17 protein-coding genes are annotated in these 17,889 nt (G+C 58.9%); 6 read left to right on the plus strand and 11 right to left on the minus strand.

Annotation, left to right across the window (positions count from 1 at the left end):
- Positions 1 to 10 precede the first annotated feature (10 nt).
- Complete coding sequence (locus AC13DD_RS14985) at positions 11 to 2,614, minus strand: EAL domain-containing protein (protein ID WP_405417328.1); 2,604 nt, start codon at positions 2,612 to 2,614, stop codon at positions 11 to 13.
- Between the two features lie 288 nt (positions 2,615 to 2,902).
- On the opposite strand from AC13DD_RS14985, the gene pbpG reads away from it, so the two are divergent.
- The gene (pbpG, locus tag AC13DD_RS14990; RefSeq protein ID WP_264622617.1) at positions 2,903 to 3,790 is read left to right on the plus strand and encodes a D-alanyl-D-alanine endopeptidase; all 888 of its coding nucleotides are present in this window, start codon (positions 2,903 to 2,905) and stop codon (positions 3,788 to 3,790) included.
- A gap of 19 nt (positions 3,791 to 3,809) precedes the next feature.
- Positions 3,810 to 4,289 (plus strand): asparaginase domain-containing protein, encoded by a 480-nt coding sequence (locus AC13DD_RS14995; RefSeq protein WP_008173551.1) that lies wholly within the window; start codon positions 3,810 to 3,812, stop codon positions 4,287 to 4,289.
- A 3-nt stretch (positions 4,290 to 4,292) separates the two neighbouring features.
- Here AC13DD_RS14995 and rsuA read toward each other — a convergent pair whose 3' ends face one another.
- The 3 genes from rsuA to AC13DD_RS15010 all read right to left on the minus strand — a co-directional run bounded on the left by rsuA (position 4,293) and on the right by AC13DD_RS15010 (position 7,332).
- Positions 4,293 to 4,985, minus strand: a complete 693-nt coding sequence (rsuA, locus tag AC13DD_RS15000; RefSeq protein ID WP_482902164.1) for a 16S rRNA pseudouridine(516) synthase RsuA — start codon at positions 4,983 to 4,985, stop codon at positions 4,293 to 4,295.
- A 5-nt stretch (positions 4,986 to 4,990) separates the two neighbouring features.
- Positions 4,991 to 6,019, minus strand: a complete 1,029-nt coding sequence (locus AC13DD_RS15005) for a metal-dependent hydrolase (RefSeq protein ID WP_482931381.1) — start codon at positions 6,017 to 6,019, stop codon at positions 4,991 to 4,993.
- Positions 6,020 to 6,081: 62 nt separating this feature from the next.
- On the minus strand, positions 6,082 to 7,332 hold the full coding sequence (locus AC13DD_RS15010; RefSeq protein WP_104270799.1) for a lytic murein transglycosylase: 1,251 nt from the start codon (positions 7,330 to 7,332) through the stop codon (positions 6,082 to 6,084).
- A 228-nt stretch (positions 7,333 to 7,560) separates the two neighbouring features.
- On the opposite strand from AC13DD_RS15010, the gene AC13DD_RS15015 reads away from it, so the two are divergent.
- Complete coding sequence (locus AC13DD_RS15015) at positions 7,561 to 8,436, plus strand: response regulator (protein ID WP_008173544.1); 876 nt, start codon at positions 7,561 to 7,563, stop codon at positions 8,434 to 8,436.
- Here the strand turns inward: AC13DD_RS15015 and phoR are convergent.
- From phoR to AC13DD_RS15040, 5 genes are all read right to left on the minus strand, one after another.
- Positions 8,433 to 9,752 carry a phosphate regulon sensor histidine kinase PhoR gene (gene phoR, locus AC13DD_RS15020; RefSeq protein ID WP_104270800.1) on the minus strand — a complete coding sequence of 440 codons (1,320 nt, stop codon included), beginning with the start codon at positions 9,750 to 9,752 and terminating at the stop codon, positions 8,433 to 8,435. The two genes, AC13DD_RS15015 and phoR, sit on opposite strands and share 4 nt — an antisense overlap.
- 53 nt (positions 9,753 to 9,805) lie before the next feature.
- Positions 9,806 to 10,498, minus strand: coding sequence for a phosphate regulon transcriptional regulator PhoB (phoB, locus tag AC13DD_RS15025; RefSeq protein ID WP_104270801.1), 693 nt, complete (start codon positions 10,496 to 10,498; stop codon positions 9,806 to 9,808).
- Between the two features lie 77 nt (positions 10,499 to 10,575).
- Positions 10,576 to 11,463 carry a 4-hydroxybenzoate octaprenyltransferase gene (ubiA, locus tag AC13DD_RS15030; RefSeq protein WP_008173537.1) on the minus strand — a complete coding sequence of 296 codons (888 nt, stop codon included), beginning with the start codon at positions 11,461 to 11,463 and terminating at the stop codon, positions 10,576 to 10,578.
- Between the two features lie 69 nt (positions 11,464 to 11,532).
- On the minus strand, positions 11,533 to 12,096 hold the full coding sequence (locus tag AC13DD_RS15035; protein ID WP_053113189.1) for a chorismate--pyruvate lyase family protein: 564 nt from the start codon (positions 12,094 to 12,096) through the stop codon (positions 11,533 to 11,535).
- Positions 12,077 to 12,634 (minus strand): hypoxanthine-guanine phosphoribosyltransferase, encoded by a 558-nt coding sequence (locus tag AC13DD_RS15040; RefSeq protein ID WP_008173534.1) that lies wholly within the window; start codon positions 12,632 to 12,634, stop codon positions 12,077 to 12,079. Before AC13DD_RS15040 ends, AC13DD_RS15035 begins: the two co-directional genes overlap by 20 nt.
- 264 nt (positions 12,635 to 12,898) lie before the next feature.
- On the opposite strand from AC13DD_RS15040, the gene AC13DD_RS15045 reads away from it, so the two are divergent.
- From AC13DD_RS15045 to AC13DD_RS15055, 3 genes are all read left to right on the plus strand, one after another.
- Complete coding sequence (locus tag AC13DD_RS15045) at positions 12,899 to 13,066, plus strand: rubredoxin (RefSeq protein ID WP_008173532.1); 168 nt, start codon at positions 12,899 to 12,901, stop codon at positions 13,064 to 13,066.
- A gap of 58 nt (positions 13,067 to 13,124) precedes the next feature.
- Positions 13,125 to 14,279: an FAD-dependent oxidoreductase gene (locus AC13DD_RS15050; protein ID WP_273044967.1), complete on the plus strand. Its 1,155-nt coding sequence runs from the start codon at positions 13,125 to 13,127 to the stop codon at positions 14,277 to 14,279.
- 134 nt (positions 14,280 to 14,413) lie between these two features.
- Positions 14,414 to 15,271, plus strand: coding sequence for an acyl-CoA thioesterase (locus AC13DD_RS15055; RefSeq protein ID WP_008173524.1), 858 nt, complete (start codon positions 14,414 to 14,416; stop codon positions 15,269 to 15,271).
- 4 nt (positions 15,272 to 15,275) lie between these two features.
- Here AC13DD_RS15055 and AC13DD_RS15060 read toward each other — a convergent pair whose 3' ends face one another.
- Both AC13DD_RS15060 and AC13DD_RS15065 read right to left on the minus strand, forming a co-directional pair.
- On the minus strand, positions 15,276 to 15,944 hold the full coding sequence (locus AC13DD_RS15060; RefSeq protein WP_482931382.1) for an EAL domain-containing protein: 669 nt from the start codon (positions 15,942 to 15,944) through the stop codon (positions 15,276 to 15,278).
- Positions 15,878 to 17,854, minus strand: a complete 1,977-nt coding sequence (locus AC13DD_RS15065; protein WP_482931383.1) for a 7TM diverse intracellular signaling domain-containing protein — start codon at positions 17,852 to 17,854, stop codon at positions 15,878 to 15,880. The genes AC13DD_RS15060 and AC13DD_RS15065 overlap by 67 nt, the downstream gene beginning before the upstream one ends.
- Positions 17,855 to 17,889 lie beyond the last annotated feature (35 nt).

A 17,889-nucleotide genomic window follows, 5' to 3' on the forward strand; every position in this document is an offset into this window, starting at 1 on the left:
TGCTTGGAGCTCAGGTCTTCAGCTGTTCTGGCTTGCCCCAGTAGTATCCCTGGCCATACAGGCCGGGGAACTGCTGTAGCCAGGCGGCGATAGCTTCCTCCTCCACACCTTCGACCACAACATCCAGGTCGAGAGCCTCACCCAGGTCAAGCGCCGCTCGGAATATCCGCTGTCGGGCGGGTTGGGTGAGTATGTCGCTGAGAAAACTCCGGTCGATTTTTAACTCGTCCAGCTCGAATGTGGCAAGGGTTCCCAGCGACGAGTGCCCGGTTCCAAAATCATCGACGGCAATTCTGAACCCGCTTTGGCTCAGGGTCCGAATAACGACTTTTGCCAAGGCTGTGTCAGCCATCATCGCTGTTTCGGTAATCTCCAGAATAAGATCGGAAGGTTGTGCCCCATGGTGCTGCACAATTGCCTTCACCTTTTCCAGAAAGTCCGGGTGGGTGAGATCGTTTGCAGAAATGTTGACCGCAACGGCAATGTGGTCCCCGTGACGGGCCTTCAGCGCGCTCATATCTTCACAGACGCGGTCCACCACCCAGAGCGTAACGTGGTGAATCATCCCGACCTGTTCGGCTAATGGGATCCACCGATCCGGAGCAACCGTGCCGAAGTCCGGGTGTTGCCAGCGGATCAGGGCTTCCAACGAAGCGATACGTGCGTCCTGTATTCGCACGGTTGGTTGGTATTCCAGCCATATGCAGCCATTACCCAGTGCCTCTTCGATATCCAGCATCAGCATTTGCTGCTGGTACTGCCAGTCCGCGATAGCCGGGTCGTAGACCGTCAGGGGCTGATGCGTATCCAGGGCAGCAAAGCCAGCTGATGAAAGGATATCTGACGCGTCGACCCCATGCTCCGGAGCATGGGCGATACCCACCGATGAACTCCACGATAGCGAGAACCGGCCCTCGCGGAAGTTCTCTCCCAACCAATTCATGAGCGTTTTCAGTTTTTCCGGGTAAGTGTCCGGGGCGTCAGTATGGAAAAAGGCAAAGGCATGATTGCTCGTATCAATGCTGGCGAGGGCATAGCCGTCAATTATGATCAACTGATCACCCATGATCCGTTTCAGGAATCCGTCGAGCTCCCACAGATAACTTCTGAGCAGATCCTCTGCCGTCCGATAGCCGAGAGCCTGCTCGATTTCGTTAAACCGGGTCAACTGAATCATGGCGACGGTGTAGGGCTGTTGGTGGCTATCAAGTTGATCCAACGACTCCTCCAGCATGGCCCGATTGGGTTTGCCGGAAACACTGTGTGTTTTGAGGAGTTGCTTGTAATTTTGCTCAACGTGAGATCGCAGCGTTTGTTCCTGGCGGGCCCGAATATCAGAAGCCAGCCTTTTTTTGCGCTCTTCCAATATCTGACGGCCAATGCCGCTGGTCAGGATCAGAGATGCGGCCGCTGCACCGATAAAGAAGGCGGAATCGGTAAAGCTGTTCACCGGGACCCAGCCGACAGTCCGTGCTGCCGAGATAACTGTACCCAGGAGAATGAAGAGCAGTGATAACGCAAAATAGCGGGCATACACCTCGTGTCGGGCCTGTTTTAGCGTCAGGGCCAGAATCATTGAACCACCGGTCAGGGCCAGTATCAGGAAGGAGTCCTGACCGAGCAACGGTAGCCGCAGTGGCATGGCCAGCAGATGTAAAAGGCCAAGAACACTCGCTGCATTCAGTAGCAGTCTCGGGAGTCTGGAGACCTGGATAAAGTTTGGCGTGATTTGGCAAAGTGAGATGAGGCAAAGACAGAGGCTGATGTTCAGTAATGCGTTTATTTCCGGGAATTCTGGCCAAATCAGCCAGAGCCCGAAGCCCTCCATGACAAGTTGCACGTGAATAACGGATAGCGTGAGAACGCCCAACCAGGCCAGCCCCGGGAGTCTGAATTTCATCATGAAGCTGAGGTTCAGCAACAGCGCAAAGACGAGGAGGCCAGTGATGAACGCCTTCCAGGTCATGGTTCCTGCGATGTCGCTTACAACATTGTCAGGTTCCAGAATGCTAATGGGTAGTAGCGTGGGGCCGGCATTCTGAACCTCGAACAACAGTGTGGTCGTACCCGCCGGTAATGAAACTGGCCAGATCCACGGTGGTAGCGAAATCAGCCGGTTACCGAATGGGTAAAGGTCTCCCATGTCACGAAGCCGCTGGAAAGCGCCATTTTCATCGAGAATGGCGGGTCTGAGCCGGTCGATGTAGGGGGCGGATACAAGGACCCACTGTTCGGCGTTTGTGGCTCCAAGGTTCTCCACCGTCACCTTGAAGGTGACAGGTCCGTTGTAATAGCCAATGCCGGAGTTCTCTGACGGGGCCGCCTGCCAGTTTTTCTGCCGCCAGTTTTCGTCTTCTATAACCTGCTCCAGAGGCGCAACCAGATAGTCGATCTGCACAATGCGGGAGGACTGGGACGCTGACCCGGGAGAGTCGACGTGCGACAGCGCGGAAACCGGATTTTCAGGCGCGTGAAGGAGGCTTGCGAGCAGACCGTATGCCATGGCAGCCATCAGGAACAGGAAGGGCATCCACCGCCGAAAAGGTGTCAGCCCGGACTGGGCTCGGAGTTGTGACAGCACGGCTTTTTCGGTCTGATGTGTGCTGTCATCCATATGAAGCGACGGTCCCGCTAAGTGGTGTTTTCTGACTCGAAGAATCTGGTCGAATTTTAATGGTTTTCAGCTCACTTGCATTTGCCAGGTGAAATTGGCGCAAGAAACTTTTCACCTGATCAAACAAGACATTCGCTGGTATAGTTAACCCTGACCATCCTATCTGTAGAAGCCTGTTTCCGGACCGGTTGCGCGATGCATGAATAAACCACAGGATCTGTACAAATGAGACTCGCCGGCTTTTCCCCTTTCGTGATCTTGATGTTGCTCTGGCTGCCAGGATCGCTTTTGGCCCATCAAACGGGGGGTGAATCCCAAAAGCGGGAGGCAGAAACAGACAGTGGACCCAGGCTCGCTTCGGTGAATGCCGCGGTTGCCGTGGCTGGTGATAACGAGCTGATTTTCGGCAAGAATGCCGACCGGTCCGTACCCATTGCCTCTGTCACCAAGGTCATGACCGCGCTGGTCGTGCTGGAATCCGGCGAGCCGCTGGATGAGTGGCTGACTTTTCATGAGCGGCATACGCCCGCCGCCGCCAACGCCTACAGTCGGATTCGCATCGACTCGGAGATGCGGCGTAAAGATGTCCTGCGCATTGCACTGATGTCCTCCGAAAATTTTGCCGCCTACACCCTTGCCCGTAGCCACCCGGGCGGGTTCGATGCCTTTATCGAGGCGATGAACGCCAAGGCCGCGGCCCTGGGAATGACCGGTACCCGGTTTGTTGATCCGACCGGGCTGTCGTCGGAGAACCTTTCAACCGCCGCGGATCTTGTAAAGCTGGTAAACGCTGCGGCTGATTACCCGGAAATCCGGGAGTACTCCACCACCGGTTATTTCCGTGGGCAATTCCGGCAGCCCCGTTACAGCCTGTCGTTCGGGAATACCAATGCCCTGGTGCATCGGGATAGCTGGGGGGTGGCCCTCAGCAAGACCGGCTATCTCTCCGAGGCCGGGCGCTGCCTGGTGATGATTTCGAAGATGAACGGCAAAGAGGTGGTGACCGTGCTGCTTGATTCCCTCGGTACCCGCTCGCCGCTGGGCGATGCCGGACGGATAAAGCGCTGGCTTGATACCGGAGCCAGGGGCTCGGTGGCCGCTGCCGCCCGGCGTTACGAACAGGAAAAGAACGCGTCATACGCGACCGCTGGTAACAGTACGGTCAGTGTGAACTGACACTGAAGGGAATCCCGTTATGATCCAGATATTCACGACCGGTGGCACCATCGACAAGGTCTACTTCGATGCCAACAGCGAGTTCGAGGTAGGGCACAGCCTGCTGCCGGAGCTGCTGTCTGAATCCAACATCCACGAGGGCTATCGCCTGCGGGAACTGCTGCGCAAGGACAGCCTGGAGATGACCGATGATGATCGCCAGCAGGTACTGGCGGCGGCCAGTGAATGCGATTGTGGCCGAATCATTATCACCCACGGCACGGACACCATGGCCGATACTGCGGCGGTGCTGTCCGGCCTGAAGGACAAGACCATCGTATTGACCGGCGCGATGCAGCCGGCCCGTATGCGCCGAACCGATGCGGTATTCAATGTCGGGTTTGCCTGGGCTGCGGTGCAGCTGCTGCCGCCGGGTGTGTATATTGCTATGAATGGTGAAGTGTTCGAGGCCGGTGCAGTGCGCAAGAATCTCAAGGCGCAACGTTTCGAGCGCACCTGAGTATCACGCCAGGCTGTCTCTTTCCTCGGCGGTCAGTTCCCGGTATTCGCCGGGCATCAGCGCATCGTCCAGTTCGACCTGTCCAATGCGGACACGATGAAGGGCTTCCACGTGGTTGCCAACGGCTGCCATCATGCGCTTGACCTGATGATAGCGCCCCTCCGAAATCGTCAGCTCAATGATCCTTTCTTCCAGAAAATGCACCCGGGCCGGTCGCGTCGGCCTGGGATCATTATGCAGGTCCACACCACGTTCCAGTTGCTGTGCCGCGGCGTCGCTCAGAGGTTCGTTCAGGGTTACCCGGTAAGTCTTGGGGCAGTCGGTTCGCGGTGAGGTGACCCGGTGAGACCACTGTCCATCGGTGGTCAGTAACAGGAGGCCGGTTGTATCTGCATCGAGGCGCCCGGCAATATGGAGATGTCGGGTGATGTCTGCTGGCAACAGGTCCAGCGCTGTTGGATGGTCGCTGTCGGTCGTCGCGCTCACCACGCCTGCTGGTTTGTTCATCATCAGATAGCGCTCGCCCGGGAGGCTCAGAGGGGTGCCTGACAAGGCCACCCGTTCATCCCCGGCCAACCGGGTGTTGGCGCCCTTGCAGATTTGCTCATTGATCGTTACTTCTCCGCGGCCGATGGCCCGCTTGGCCTCTTTTCGGGAAAGCTCGGTGCTGTTGGCAATAAACTGGTCCAGTCGCATGGTGTTCAGCAGCGTTGTCCGGGTGCCGGGGAGCTCAGACTGGCCAGGCAGAGCACCGGCGTTTCGGCAATCATCCGGGACCAGAGCAGCCCGAGGGCTTCGGAGCTTACTGGTGGGCGTGGAGTCCGAAAGCTCGCCGTGGGGTCGATGCCGCTGCCATTGCGGGTCGCCAGAACAAAGGTAAACGGGTGCGCGCCGGGAATGCCCAGCCGGATATCGGTGGCCTTGATGCGGTCGCCGGCCTGGTCGTAATCCAGGAAGCCCCGGGTGAACCATTCAAGTCGCCGGGCCTCGGGCAGGTCCGAGACTTCGCTCGCCAGCTCCGGGCGGCGTGGAAAGTATTCAAGATTCAGCGGCGTGTCGCCATCCAGAAAGCCGGTGACAATTTCTATCCGCTGATCACCCTGCAGAGCCGTCGCCCGCCACAACAGGGTGCTGAATGGCATGGGCTGAACCAGCAGGTCCGGGTTTTCCAGGCCGGCGGCCGCAAGCGCGGGTTGTACTCGCTGTGTCATCACTTGCTGGGCCAGAACACTCCAGCCCAGGTACAGGGTGGACACTGCCAGGCCCGCAACTATCGCTGTTTTGGCGGGCGGCCGGGCGAGAAAAAACAGGCAGCCTGCCAGCAGGGGCAGGGTGTATAGCGGGTCGATGATAAAAATGCTGCTGACGGCTATGGGTGGCCCGATGGGCCAGAACAGCTGGGTGCCATAGGTGGTGAAGGCATCCAGCAAAGGATGGGTAATCAGGATCAGCCCCGTCAGGGCGAGCCACCGCTGAAAACTCAGTTGTGGTTTCCAGCGCCAGAGCAGCCAGGCAAGGGCCACTGCCAGAGGGGCCAGAACGAACAACGAATGGCTGAATCCACGGTGTTGGGTGAAATTGGCCACTGCGGTGCCGTAATCGATGACAACATCCAGATCCGGGAGGGTGCCCAGAACTGCGCCTGTCAGCAAAACCGAGCGGCCAAGAGTCTTGCCGGCTACGGCGCCGGCCAGGGAGGCGCCCAGGGCGGCCTGGGTGAGTGAATCCATGTCAGATCAGTCTCGCATCAAAACGGTGTCCTGCAGTAGTAGGCCGCCGACTCCCCGGCGGATCACTGTCCTGCAGGTATTTCCAACGCCGCCAGCACCGATTCACCGGGGTAGCCATCAGCCACCAGGTTGTTGGCAGCCTGGAACTGACGGATGGCAGACCGCGTTGCCGGGCCCATGATGCCATCTGGGTTACCCGGCTCATACCCTCGTTGCTGCAGGGCTTTCTGGAGGTTGATGATGTTGGCGCGGGACAGCGCAGGCGCGTCCTCGGGCGGAGGATTTTGCAGTTTACCAGCGCCGGCAATCCGGTCAGCCAGATGACCAACCGCGATGGCGTAGAACTCGGAGCGGTTCCAGCCCATGATCACGCGGAAGTTGTGATAGGCAAGAAACGCAGGCCCGCGGTGTCCTGCCGGCACCACGAGGGCGGCATTAATCGGTTCGCGGGCCAGTGGCTTGCCGAAGGCATCCGTAATGCCCATTTCGCGCCACTGCTCCAGTGGCAGACGACGCCCGTCCGCAAGGGAATAGTCGAAATTCTCGGGTAACAGGACCTCGCGGCCCCAACGGTAGTCGCCGTCCCAGTTCATGGATTCGAGAAACCGGCCCGCAGACATCATGGCATCCGGAAGGCTGTTCCACAGATCCCTGCGGCCATCACCATCGGCATCCACCGCGTGTTTCAGGAAAACCGTCGGCATGAACTGAACGTGGCCCATGGCGCCGGCCCAGGAGCCTTCCATCTGGTCTGCCGGTATGGCGCCCTCGTCAATAATGCGCAGGGCCGCGATCAACTGCTCGGTGAAGAAGGTGCTGCGGCGGGGATCGCAGGCCAGTGTTGTCAGGGAGCTGGGTACCGGCATCTTGCCGAAATAGCTGCCAAAATTGGTTTCCAGGCCCCAGAAGGCCACCAAATAAGGCGCGGGCACGCCGGTTTCCCGGGTGACTCTGGCCAGCAGCTCCTGATGTTCCTGCAACAGTTCGCGGCCGGTGTTGACCCGGGCATCGTTAACCCGCCGGTTCAGGTAGTCGGCAAAGGTAGTGGTGAACTCCGGTTGCCGCCGGTCCAGTTCGATCACCCGTGCCAGATGCTGGACCCCGGACATCACCTCGCTGGCGGTCTTGCTGCTGACCCCGGCGGCAATGGCCTGCTCCTGAAGCCGGGCCTTGCATTCGGCAAATCCCGCTGGCTCAACTTCAGCGCTGTCCTGGGCAATGGCGGGCAGTGACAGACATGACAGAAAACCGGAAAACAATAAGCCGCGAGTAACGCCGCCCTGGCGAAGAATCCTTGCAGGTTTGGTCAGCACACAAAACCTCTATCAGGCTGATGATCGTGGAGTATCCTGAGCCCATGTTAGCGCGTTTTCCAGCCGGAGAAACACTGTCCTGGCTCCCGTGGAGTGACAATTCTTTAACCTGACGGTTCCTGAAAAACGGCGATTGTGGTCTTTTTGTTGCCGACAGGTTTCTGGCGTGGGTGTTTGTTCTATAGTTGCAACATAGAACCGGGTTGTGGATAGGGGAAGGTCTGAACTATGGCAATGCTGAAAGCGCTGGTGGTGGATGACGCCAGCTTTGTACGTGATCTGGTCAAGCGAACCGTGCGCCAGCGTTTCCCGGTCATCGAGACTACCGACGCCCAGAACGGCCGGCGAGCGCAGTCATTGATGTCGAGGACCGCGTTTGACCTGATTCTGTGCGACTGGGAGATGCCAGAAATGTCCGGGCTGGAATTGTTGCAATGGATGCGCCAGCAGCCCCAGTACGAAAACGTGCCTTTTATCATGATCACCAGCCGGGGCGACAAGGATCACGTGATCGAAGCGGTCAAAGGCGGCGTTTCCGAATACCTTGGTAAACCGTTCAGCCCCGAGGGGTTGAGCAAGAAAATCATCAAGGTGATGGGCCGCAAACTGAAAGATGCCATGGACCGGAGCGGCAAATCCATGGCCAGCCCTGCCGATGCCTTCAAAGAGTCGGCCAACCTGCTGACCCGCAAGCCCGAAGCCGCGGCGGAGGTTTCCGCCGAGTCACCGTCCTCTTCCCCCGGGCCCGAGCCTTTGGCACCGACAAGGCCGACCTCGGCCCGGGCGCCCATGAGCCTGGCCTCGGTACGCTTCGCCGAGAGCACCCTGAAATCGGTGGTCAAGGATATCAATCTGACGGAGGTGCGGGTGATCGCGAAGCGGGACCAGGTATTCCCGGGGATTCTCGACCAGGCGGTAGTGGACATCGAGATCGCCGAGGGCCAGATGGCGAGGTTGAACGGCTACGTGCACCAGTTGCAGGCGGTGGACAAACGCCAGGACACGGACTTTGTCAGCGTTACCATTCGTTTTGTCGATGAAGACCCGAAAAAGCTGGAGGACCTGTCGAGGTTTGTCGCCCGCTTCCGCGCGGGTATGCGCTAGCTCTCTGCCCTCTCGGGGATCCGCTCGACCAGTCGCTCCCGCGGGAAATGACAGATAAATTCACTGCCCTCGCCAATCCGGCTGCGAATCTCCAGATTGCCATCGTGGTTGAGCAACACGTGTTTGACGATTGCCAGGCCAAGGCCGGTGCCGCCGGTGTCCTTGTGGCGGCTGGGATCGGCCCGATAGAAGCGTTCTGTCAGACGGGGGATATGGACCGGGTCGATACCGATGCCGGTATCCCTGACTGACAGGTGTGCGCCTTCCCGGTTGGTGGACCAGGACACGATAATCTGGCCATTTGCAGGGGTGTACTTCACCGCATTGAATATCAGGTTCGAGAAAGCGCTGCGCAGCTGGCTTTCATCGCCTTTCAGCAGGCGGTGGTCGCCGATATGCACGGTAATCTCGTGCTGTTTTTCGCCACTGAGCGCCCGGGCGTCATGACAGATCTGGGTCAGCAACTGGTCGACGTCCGTGAGGGTGTCGTTGACCGTTTGCTCCCCGGTTTCAATACGTGAGAGCAGGATCAGATCGGTGATCAGGGCTTCCATCCGGGATGACTGGGCAGCCATGGTGTTAATGGCCCGGCGCCACTTAGGCGGCAGGTCGGCAGCATTGTCCACCAGGGTTTCGAGGTAGCCGCTTATGACCGTGAGGGGCGTGCGCATCTCGTGGGACACATTGCCGACAAAGTCCCGGCGCATCTGTTCGAGCTGGTACAGCCGTGTTACGTCCTTGGCGACAATCAGGCGGTCGTCGTCACCAAACAGGCTGATCTGGATCTGAAGGTGAATGTGAGGTCTGGCCGGCGAATGTATCTCCAGGGGCTCGCGGTAATCCCGTGAATCGAAATAGGTCTTGAAGGCCGGCGTGCGGATCAGGTTATGGATGTACTGGCCCTGATCGGTGTTGCGCCGGAAACCCAGCAGATACTCGGCGGAGCCGTTCCACCATTCCATGGCGCCGCGGGAATCGGTCATGATCACGCCATCGCGCATGGCGTTGGTGGATTCCTGCACCCGATTGATCTGGGCCCTCAACCGGTCCTGGGTTCTCAGGTGGGTCTGATGCAGTTTGTGAAGGTTGTCGAAAATATCGCCCCACAGGCCGATGCTCTGCGGGGCTTCGTCGGTGGCGCTGGGGTTGGACAGCCACTGGTAGAGACGCCTGGCCTGAAGCAGCGTCCACCAGAGATAGACGATCAGCCCGAGGGTAAGGCCGTAAACGGGCTCACCGAAATAGAGGCCAACCAGGGTGGAGCCAATCAGGCCACCGATAATGTAGCGCAGGTATCGTGACCAGTTGTGCTGCATCAAAAACTGCCTTGTGTCCGTTCCGGGGCTGATGCTCAGCTGGCCGGAGTTACTTACGCGGCTCTGGTCGAGAAGCGGTAACCGGTTCCGCGTACGGTCTGGATCAGGTGGTCGTACTGGTCGCCAAGCGCCTTGCGGAGCCTGCGGATATGCACATCCACGGTCCGCTCCTCAACATAGACATTGCCACCCCAGACCTGGTCCAAGAGTTGGGAGCGAGTATATACCCGTTCCTGGTGCGTCATGAAGAACTGAAGCAGTCGGTATTCTGTCGGGCCCATGGTAAGGGCGCCATTCTGGGTGGTGACCCGATGCCCGACCGGATCCAGCGTCAGGCCTTCCACTTCAATCGGGCTGTCTACGCCCGGCGGCGTCGCACGCCGAAGCACGGCTTTCAGGCGGGCGACCAGTTCCCGGGGGCTGAACGGTTTGGTGATGTAATCATCGGCACCAACTTCCAGGCCCTGGATCTTGTTGTCTTCCTCGACCTTGGCGGTGAGCATGATGATGGGAATGTCGGCGGTCGCTTCTTCTTTCTTGAGGCGGCGTGCCAGTTCCACGCCGCTGGTGCCGGGCAGCATCCAGTCGAGGAGTACGAGATCCGGGTGTTTGTCGACAATCAGGGCATGGGCTTCCCGGGCGTCCGCTGCCTCCAGATAGTCATAATCCGCCATTTCGAGGGCCACCGCGATCATCTCGCGGATCGGGGCCTCATCATCGACGATCAGGACAGTTTTTCCAGTCATGAGCTTTTAACCTGTGTCAGACCTTGATTTGTTGCTGCCTCATTACAACGCTCAAGTGTTACAAGTATATGACAGGTTCAGCTGACCATGAGATCAATTACAAGGCCGGCAAAAACGGCAAAGCCGGCCCAGTTGTTGTTCAGAAACGCCTTGAAGCAGCCGTCCCGTTCACGTTCCCGCGCCAGGTACTGGTGGTAAATGAACAGGCAGGCCATGGCCACGACGCCCAGATAGTAGAAGGTGCCCAGCTCGGCACGATGGCCCACCATGATCAGGATCAGTACAACCATGGCCTGCAGCATGCCAATGATCGCCTTGTCGGCTTCTCCGAACAGGATGGCCGTGGACTTGATGCCCACTTTCAGATCGTCATCCCGATCCACCATGGCATACAGGGTGTCGTAGGCAACGGTCCATAGCACGTTGGCGGTGAACAGCAGCCAGGTGAGCTGACTCAGTTCGCCGGCCTCCGCCGCCCAGGCCATGGGAATGGCCCAGGAAAAGGCCGCGCCCAGAAACAGCTGAGGCAAATGGGTGTAACGCTTCATGAACGGGTAAATGAATGCCAGCAGGGCACCGCCGAACGACAGATACAGGGTCAGCGGGTTGGTGAACAGAACCACCATCAGGAAGGAAACCAGGCACAGTCCCGCGAACAGCGCCACCGCTTCCCAGGGTTTTACCCGGCCCGCGGTCAGTGGCCGGTCCTTGGTGCGTTTGACATGCTTGTCCCAGTCCCGGTCAGCGAAATCGTTGATGGCGCAGCCAGCCGCCCGCATGAAGAACACGCCCAGGGTGAAAATGATGACATTAGCCAATGCGGGGCTGCCGTCTCCGGCCAGCCACAGGGCCCAGTAGGTCGGCCACAGCAGGAGCAGGGTTCCGATCGGGCGGTCGATTCTGAGCAGGCTGGCGTAGTCGGCCAACCGGCGCTGGATAGGTTCTGGCACAGCGTCAGGCAGCATGGCGCGCGTCCGTCTGGTGTTCTTCGAATTGAATGAGTGCTGGGATTATAGCCAGTCGCAGGAGGCCGGTTAAAGCGTGTTCCGCTGAAACAGCGCCGGTAGCAGGTATTCACCAACCAGCAGGGAGCTGTTGTGGCCACTGAACAGGGAGCGCCTTGCCAGTTCCGGCTGTCCCGGGATTACCGGTCTGCAGAGGCCGGTTTCCAGAGGGCCCCGTTGCCAGTGGGGGCTGGTGAACAGGTAGGCGCCCAAAGGTCGATTGCCCAGGTGAAGCAGCCGGCGCCCCTCGCCCTCCAGACACTTCAGGGGAATGACCGTCCTGGCCAATACCCAGGGCTGGTTGTCGCCGCACAGGCTGACTTCCCGTATCCAGGCGTGTTGACGGTGGGGAATGCGCAGGCGCCGGGCCTCTTCCTGTGTCGGCGTTGCAAAGCCCTCCCGGCGGACCTCAACGTGAAAGGAACGGCTGCACTGTTTCTGCAGGGCTCGTGTAAACGAACCCTCTACCTGCAACCAATAGCGGGCAGGCCCGTGAACCGCCGGGTTCAGGAGGCCGGCGGCCGTCAGCGATTGGTACCAGTCCGTCGGGGGTATGGTCAGGTGACTGTCGATGTCAGAGACCCTTGACTGCATAGATGCCCGGGGCATTGCGCCAGTAGCCCTTGTAGTCCATGCCGTAACCGAACAGGAAGCGGTCTTCCACTTCCAGGCCGGTGAAATCGGCCTTCAGATCCGGACGGGCTTTCCGGTCATGTTGCTTGTCGACCAGAACGGCCGTCAGTACCTCACTGGCACCGTGAGCGCGGCAGTAGTCGGCGATGGCGCACAGGGTCGTCCCCTCATCCAGAATGTCATCGATAATCAGGATGGTACGGCCGTGCATATCGGCTTCGGGTTGCAGTTTCCACTCGAGAATGCCGCCGGTAGTTTCCTGACGGTAGCGGGTGGCATGCAGGTATTCGGCCTGGACCGGAAACCGGAGCCGGGGTAGCAGTTGTCCGGTCAGGATCAGCCCGCCGTTCATCACGCAGAACAACAGGGGGTTACTGTCTTTCAGGCGGGCGGTAATATCGTCGGCCAAGTTGCCAATTGCAGTCTGTACCTGCTGTTCATCCACCAGGCAGTCGGCTTCGGCCATAACCTGGTTCATTTCGGCGACGGTATCGGTCATATCGGTCGGTCCTGTCGTAAAACGGGCGATTATACCGGACAGGGCCTGCAGAAGGGAGGGGCCACCCCGGTTGTCAGATCTGTATTTGTGGCTATTGGCAGAAATCCCCTGACCGGACCGTCGGCATTGGCATTGGTCAATACCGGGGCGATGGGTATGATGGCCTGATTCGACAGTTGTTCGTATCTGTTAACTGAATAAAACACTTGCGTGCAATATTGTCTGACAATTATTATTGCGCCCGTCTGATGTTGGGAGAACGATATGAAGAAGTGGCAGTGTGTGGTGTGTGGTTTGATTTACGATGAAGCCGAAGGCTGGCCCGAGGACGGCATTGAGCCGGGCACCAAGTGGGAAGACGTACCGGAAGACTGGGTATGCCCGGATTGCGGTGTCGGCAAGGAAGATTTTGAAATGATCGAGATCGGTTGATAGCACCCGGCACGGCCGGTAAAAGCCGCCCAGGTGAGTTAAATACAGGAACACGGTTATGACTGAACAGGCCCCCATCATTATTGTCGGTACCGGTTTGTCCGGTTATTCCCTGGCGCGGGAAATCCGGAAGCAGGACAAGGAGACCCCGGTTCTGATGGTTACCGCCGACGATGGCGTGAGCTACTCCAAGCCCATGTTGTCCACCGGCTTTACCAAGGGCAAGGACGCCGATGGCCTGGCCCAGGGCGGTACCGACGCCATGGCGGATCAGCTGAATGTCCGGATTCGCACATTTGCCACGGTCACCGGCATTGATAGCGAGGCCCACGAACTGATTCTCGGTGATGAACGACTTGCCTACAGCAAGCTGGTTCTGGCCTGGGGCGCCGATGTGATCCGGCTTGGCCTGGACGGTGATGGCCAGGAGCATGTGTTTTCGATCAATGACCTGATGGATTACCGTGCCTTCCGGGACGCCCTGGGCGACGGCAAGCGGGTGGCGATCATGGGAGCCGGTCTGATTGGTTGTGAGTTTGCCAACGACCTGCGCAATGGCGGTTACGAGGTTGACGTGATTGCTCCTTCCGAGGAGGTGATGCCGGGGCTGCTGCCGGAGGCGGCCGCTCATGCTGTCCAGCAGGAGCTCGAGAACCTGGGGGTCGGGTTTCACCTCGGAACCGTGGTTGATCGGATCGACCGCAGGGGTGACGGGGTCAGTCTGACCCTGGCCAATGGCGAGACTCTGGACGCTGATCTGGTACTGTCCGCTGTGGGCCTGCGCCCGAGGACCGATCTGGCCCGGGCTGCCGGGCTGGAGACGGCCAGGGGCATCGTAGTGAATCGCGCGCTCGAGACTTCCGCGCCGGATGTCTACGCACTCGGTGATTGCGCCGAAGTCGACGGCCACGTGCTGCTTTATGTCCTGCCGCTGATGGCCTGTTCCCGGGCGCTTGCAAAAACCTTGCTCGGTGAGCGCACCGAAGTGAGCTATGGCACCATGCCGGTGATGATCAAGACCCCCTGCTGCCCGACCGCCGTCTGTCCACCACCGTCGGAAGCCGAGGGCAACTGGGAAGTTGAGCAGGATGGCACCAGCGTCAAGGCGCTGTTCAAGAGCGCCGGGGGCGATGTACTGGGGTTTGCGGTGACCGGCAGCTATGCCATGGAGAAACAGGCCCTGTCCAAGGAAGTGCCTCCGATACACGGCTGATTAGCCGGACTCCAATCCGCAGCCCCGATACCACGGGGCTGCTTTCTCTTGGCCGGCGAAGGCTTTTCATTGCGAAATTTCGCCGCTTGCGGTAGAAAACTCCTTCGTGTGCTAACGAAATCACAGGAGCAGGCATGCTTGAGGTAACCAAGAAACTGGTGGAGTTGCTGGATCTCTCGCCCATCGGTGACGACCATTTCCAGGGGGACAGCGAGGATCTGGGCTTTCCAAACGTGTTTGGCGGGCAGGTTCTTGGTCAGGCGTTGATGGCGGCCAGCCGAACTGTTGAAGGTCGCCTTTGCCACTCCCTTCATGCCTACTTTTTGCGCCCCGGCAATCAGGACATGCCCATCGACTACGAGGTCCAGCGGGTCCGTGATGGTGGCAGTTTCTCGGTACGTCGGGTGATTGCCCGCCAGGACGGCAAGGAAATCCTGACCGGTTCCATGTCGTTCCAGGTAGCCGAGGAAGGATTCGAGCATCAGCTGATCATGCCGGATGCGCCGGACCCGGAAACACTTCGCTCGGAACAGGAATGGGGCGAACTGCTGGCACCCCAGGTACCCGAGAAGATGCGCCCGATTCTGACCCGGGACCGCCCGATCGAGATCCGCCCGGTGAACCCGGTCAACCCCCTGAAGCCCGAGAAGCGGCCGCCCCACAAGCAGAGCTGGTTCCGGGCCCAGGGGCATCTGCCAGACGATCCCGTGCTTCACCGTTGCCTGCTCACTTACGCATCGGATTTCCAGTTCCTCGGGACTTCCCTGAACCCGCACGGCCTGACATTCATGAGCAAAGGGCTGCAGGTGGCCAGCCTTGATCACTCGATCTGGTTCCACCGGGATTTCCGCATGGACGAATGGCTGTTGTATGACAAGGATAGCCCCAGCGCTTCGGCCGGACGGGGATTCAATCGGGGTAATTTCTTCAATCAGGACGGTGTGCTGGTGGCATCCACTACCCAGGAAGCACTGATTCGTCAGAGGTCCTAGCCGGCTAGCCCAGTTTGCGATGGTCCGGCTGCTGGTGATTCTTATCAAGCCAATCCATCATTTCGTCGAAGGGCAGTGGCGGTGTCAGCAGGTAGCCCTGGATCATGTCGCAACCCATGTCCCTGAGCAGATTGGCGGTGACCTCATCCTCGACGCCTTCGGCCACCACCTGGTAGCCGAGGCTATGGCACATGTCTATCGTGGTCTGGACGATCACGCGGTCCTCCGCCTCGGTGTTCAGCTCGGTGACCAGCGACCGATCGATTTTGACCTCGCTCGCTGGGAGCTGTTTGATGTAGGACAGTGAGGAATAACCGGACCCGAAGTCATCGATCGACACGGGGATTCCCGTGGCACTCAGCGAGTTCAGCGCCCGCAGGGAGTTGGCCGGGTCCTGCATCATGGACGTTTCCGTTACTTCAAAAATGATTGCGCCCCGATGGCTGTGGTAGCTGCTCATCAGGCGCTGCACAAAAATGGGAAAATCCGGTTCGCGCAGGTTGTTGGGTGAAATGTTGATGGATATGTTCAGGGGCCAGCCGCGCTCCAACAATCGCGACCGTAGCTCAAGCGATTGTTCGAGAACCCATCGGGTCATTGGTTTGATCAGCCCCGTCTGTTCGGCCAGGCTGACGATCTCGTCGGCGCGGAGGGGGTTACCCGGCCGGGCCAACGGATCAGAACCTCAATTCCGACGATTCGACCGGTTTTCAGGCTCTGCTTGGGTTGCATGAACAGAGCGAGCTCGTTGGTATTGAGCGCATGCCGTAGCTCCGACACCAGGGTCAATCGGTCGGCGCTGTAGGAGTCCTTTTTGGATTTGTAATAGGCTATGCCACGTTCCCGCGCAGAGTCGGATCCTTCAGCGATCACTGCCCGACGTATCAGGGTATTGGCATCGGTGCCGTGCTCGGGAAAAATTGCCACTCCCAGGGCGGGGTCCAGAGGTATCTGCATGCCCAGATAGTCGATCGGGTAGCGTATGCCCTCCAGCGCCTTCAGAATGGCTCTGGGAACGTGGCCGGTTGCATCGGCGTCGACAACAAAGGCGAATGTCTGTGGGTCCAGTGACGCCAGGTAGAAATTGCGCTGATCACTCTGCTCAATCGGCAAGGCGCCCGGGAGCTCCCTCGCCACGGCATTGTAGTGCTTGGATGCCAGCGCCAGAATGCGGTCGCTGTTGCGATGCCCCAGCGTCTTCGTGACCGACTGCAGGTTATTCAGGTGGATGACGGCGACGCCATAGCGTCGCTCGGGGCTGCGCAGCATCAGGTCGTTCAGCATCATTTCCAGGCTGCTCCGATTGGGGAGGCCGGTAAGGGGATTATGCAGCGCATGATCCATCAGTTTCAGCTCTGCTGACCGTCGTGCTGCCAGAGCATTCAGTTCGGCTTCCCGGGCGTCAACCTTGTCCTGGCGTTCCTGATAAATTCGCGCCGCGAGGGCCAGCGTGAGCAGAATGGCCTCCAGTGCCGACCCAATCTGCATACCGTAGGTGGTCACAAAATTGTTTGGCAGCAGGCCGTACTTGTTGGCCGCGGTTATTGCGCTGCCCAGTGTCAGTGCCGCCCAGGCCACCGTGTAATAACCGGCTTGCGGGTTCCCCTTCCACCATTGCACGGGCCCCAGAACAGTGAGCAAAAGGCAGCTGGGTATTGCCAGGGCCACGGTCAGTCGGCTGCCCGTGCTGTAGTCCAGAAAGAATGTCATCAGACCAACCACTGCATTCAGTGAGATCATGAACAGTACGAGCCGGTTCAGAACAGGCCCGGTGTGTTCAAGTTTCAGGAATGAGCGGGAGAACACCAGGGTGAAGAAAAGAGAGAAAGGCACAGCCAGCAACATGATCTGATTCTGTAGGGCAGGGCTGTCAGGCCAGAGAAACTGATAAGTTGAGCCATTCAGGCTTCCGATAAGTAATAGATAGCCGAGTGTCGAGAGCACGTAGAGCAGGTATACCGGCTCTCGTAGCGCGGCAAAAATAAACAGGTTGAAGAAAATCACCGTGATCAGGATGCCGTAGTAAAGCGCGTGCATCTGGTCTTCGGTGGAAGAATGCTCGAAGAACGCCTGGGCGTTCCAGAGACGAACCGGAATCTGCATGGCCCCCTCGGTGCGCACCTCCAGCAGAATCTGGTACTCGCTGGCTATGCTTTGCTCGAAGGGGAACAGGAAATGGCGGTGCAGTATCGGGCGCTGTTCAAACGGAACGTGGTCTCCGGTCTCCACCCGCCGTGCGATTCGGCCGTTCTCAATCAGGTGGAAGGTCACTTTATCCAATTGCGAGTAGCGAACTTCAAGAAGGTTGATGGTCGCCGGCTGCGATACCGGAAACCGAAGCCAGACGGTATCGCGGATATAGCCAAAATTCGGACTTTTTTCCTCGAGAGTTTGCCAGCTGTCGGAGGCCAGGGCTTCACTGACCGTCAGCTTGTTGTCGGGGGCAACGCGCAGGTACTCGATTTGCGGAACATAGGAATCCTCGGCCCCGAAGGATGGGGCGGACAGGCCGGATAACAGCAAAAGTGTTATCAGTAAACGAAGCCAGAGGGTGGATGCCACGTCGTACCGCTTAATTGTCATTGTCTCTGGGAGTATGGCGTGTCGTCTTTGGCGGC

The sequence above is a fragment of the Marinobacter sp. L-13 genome (genome assembly GCF_056857715.1).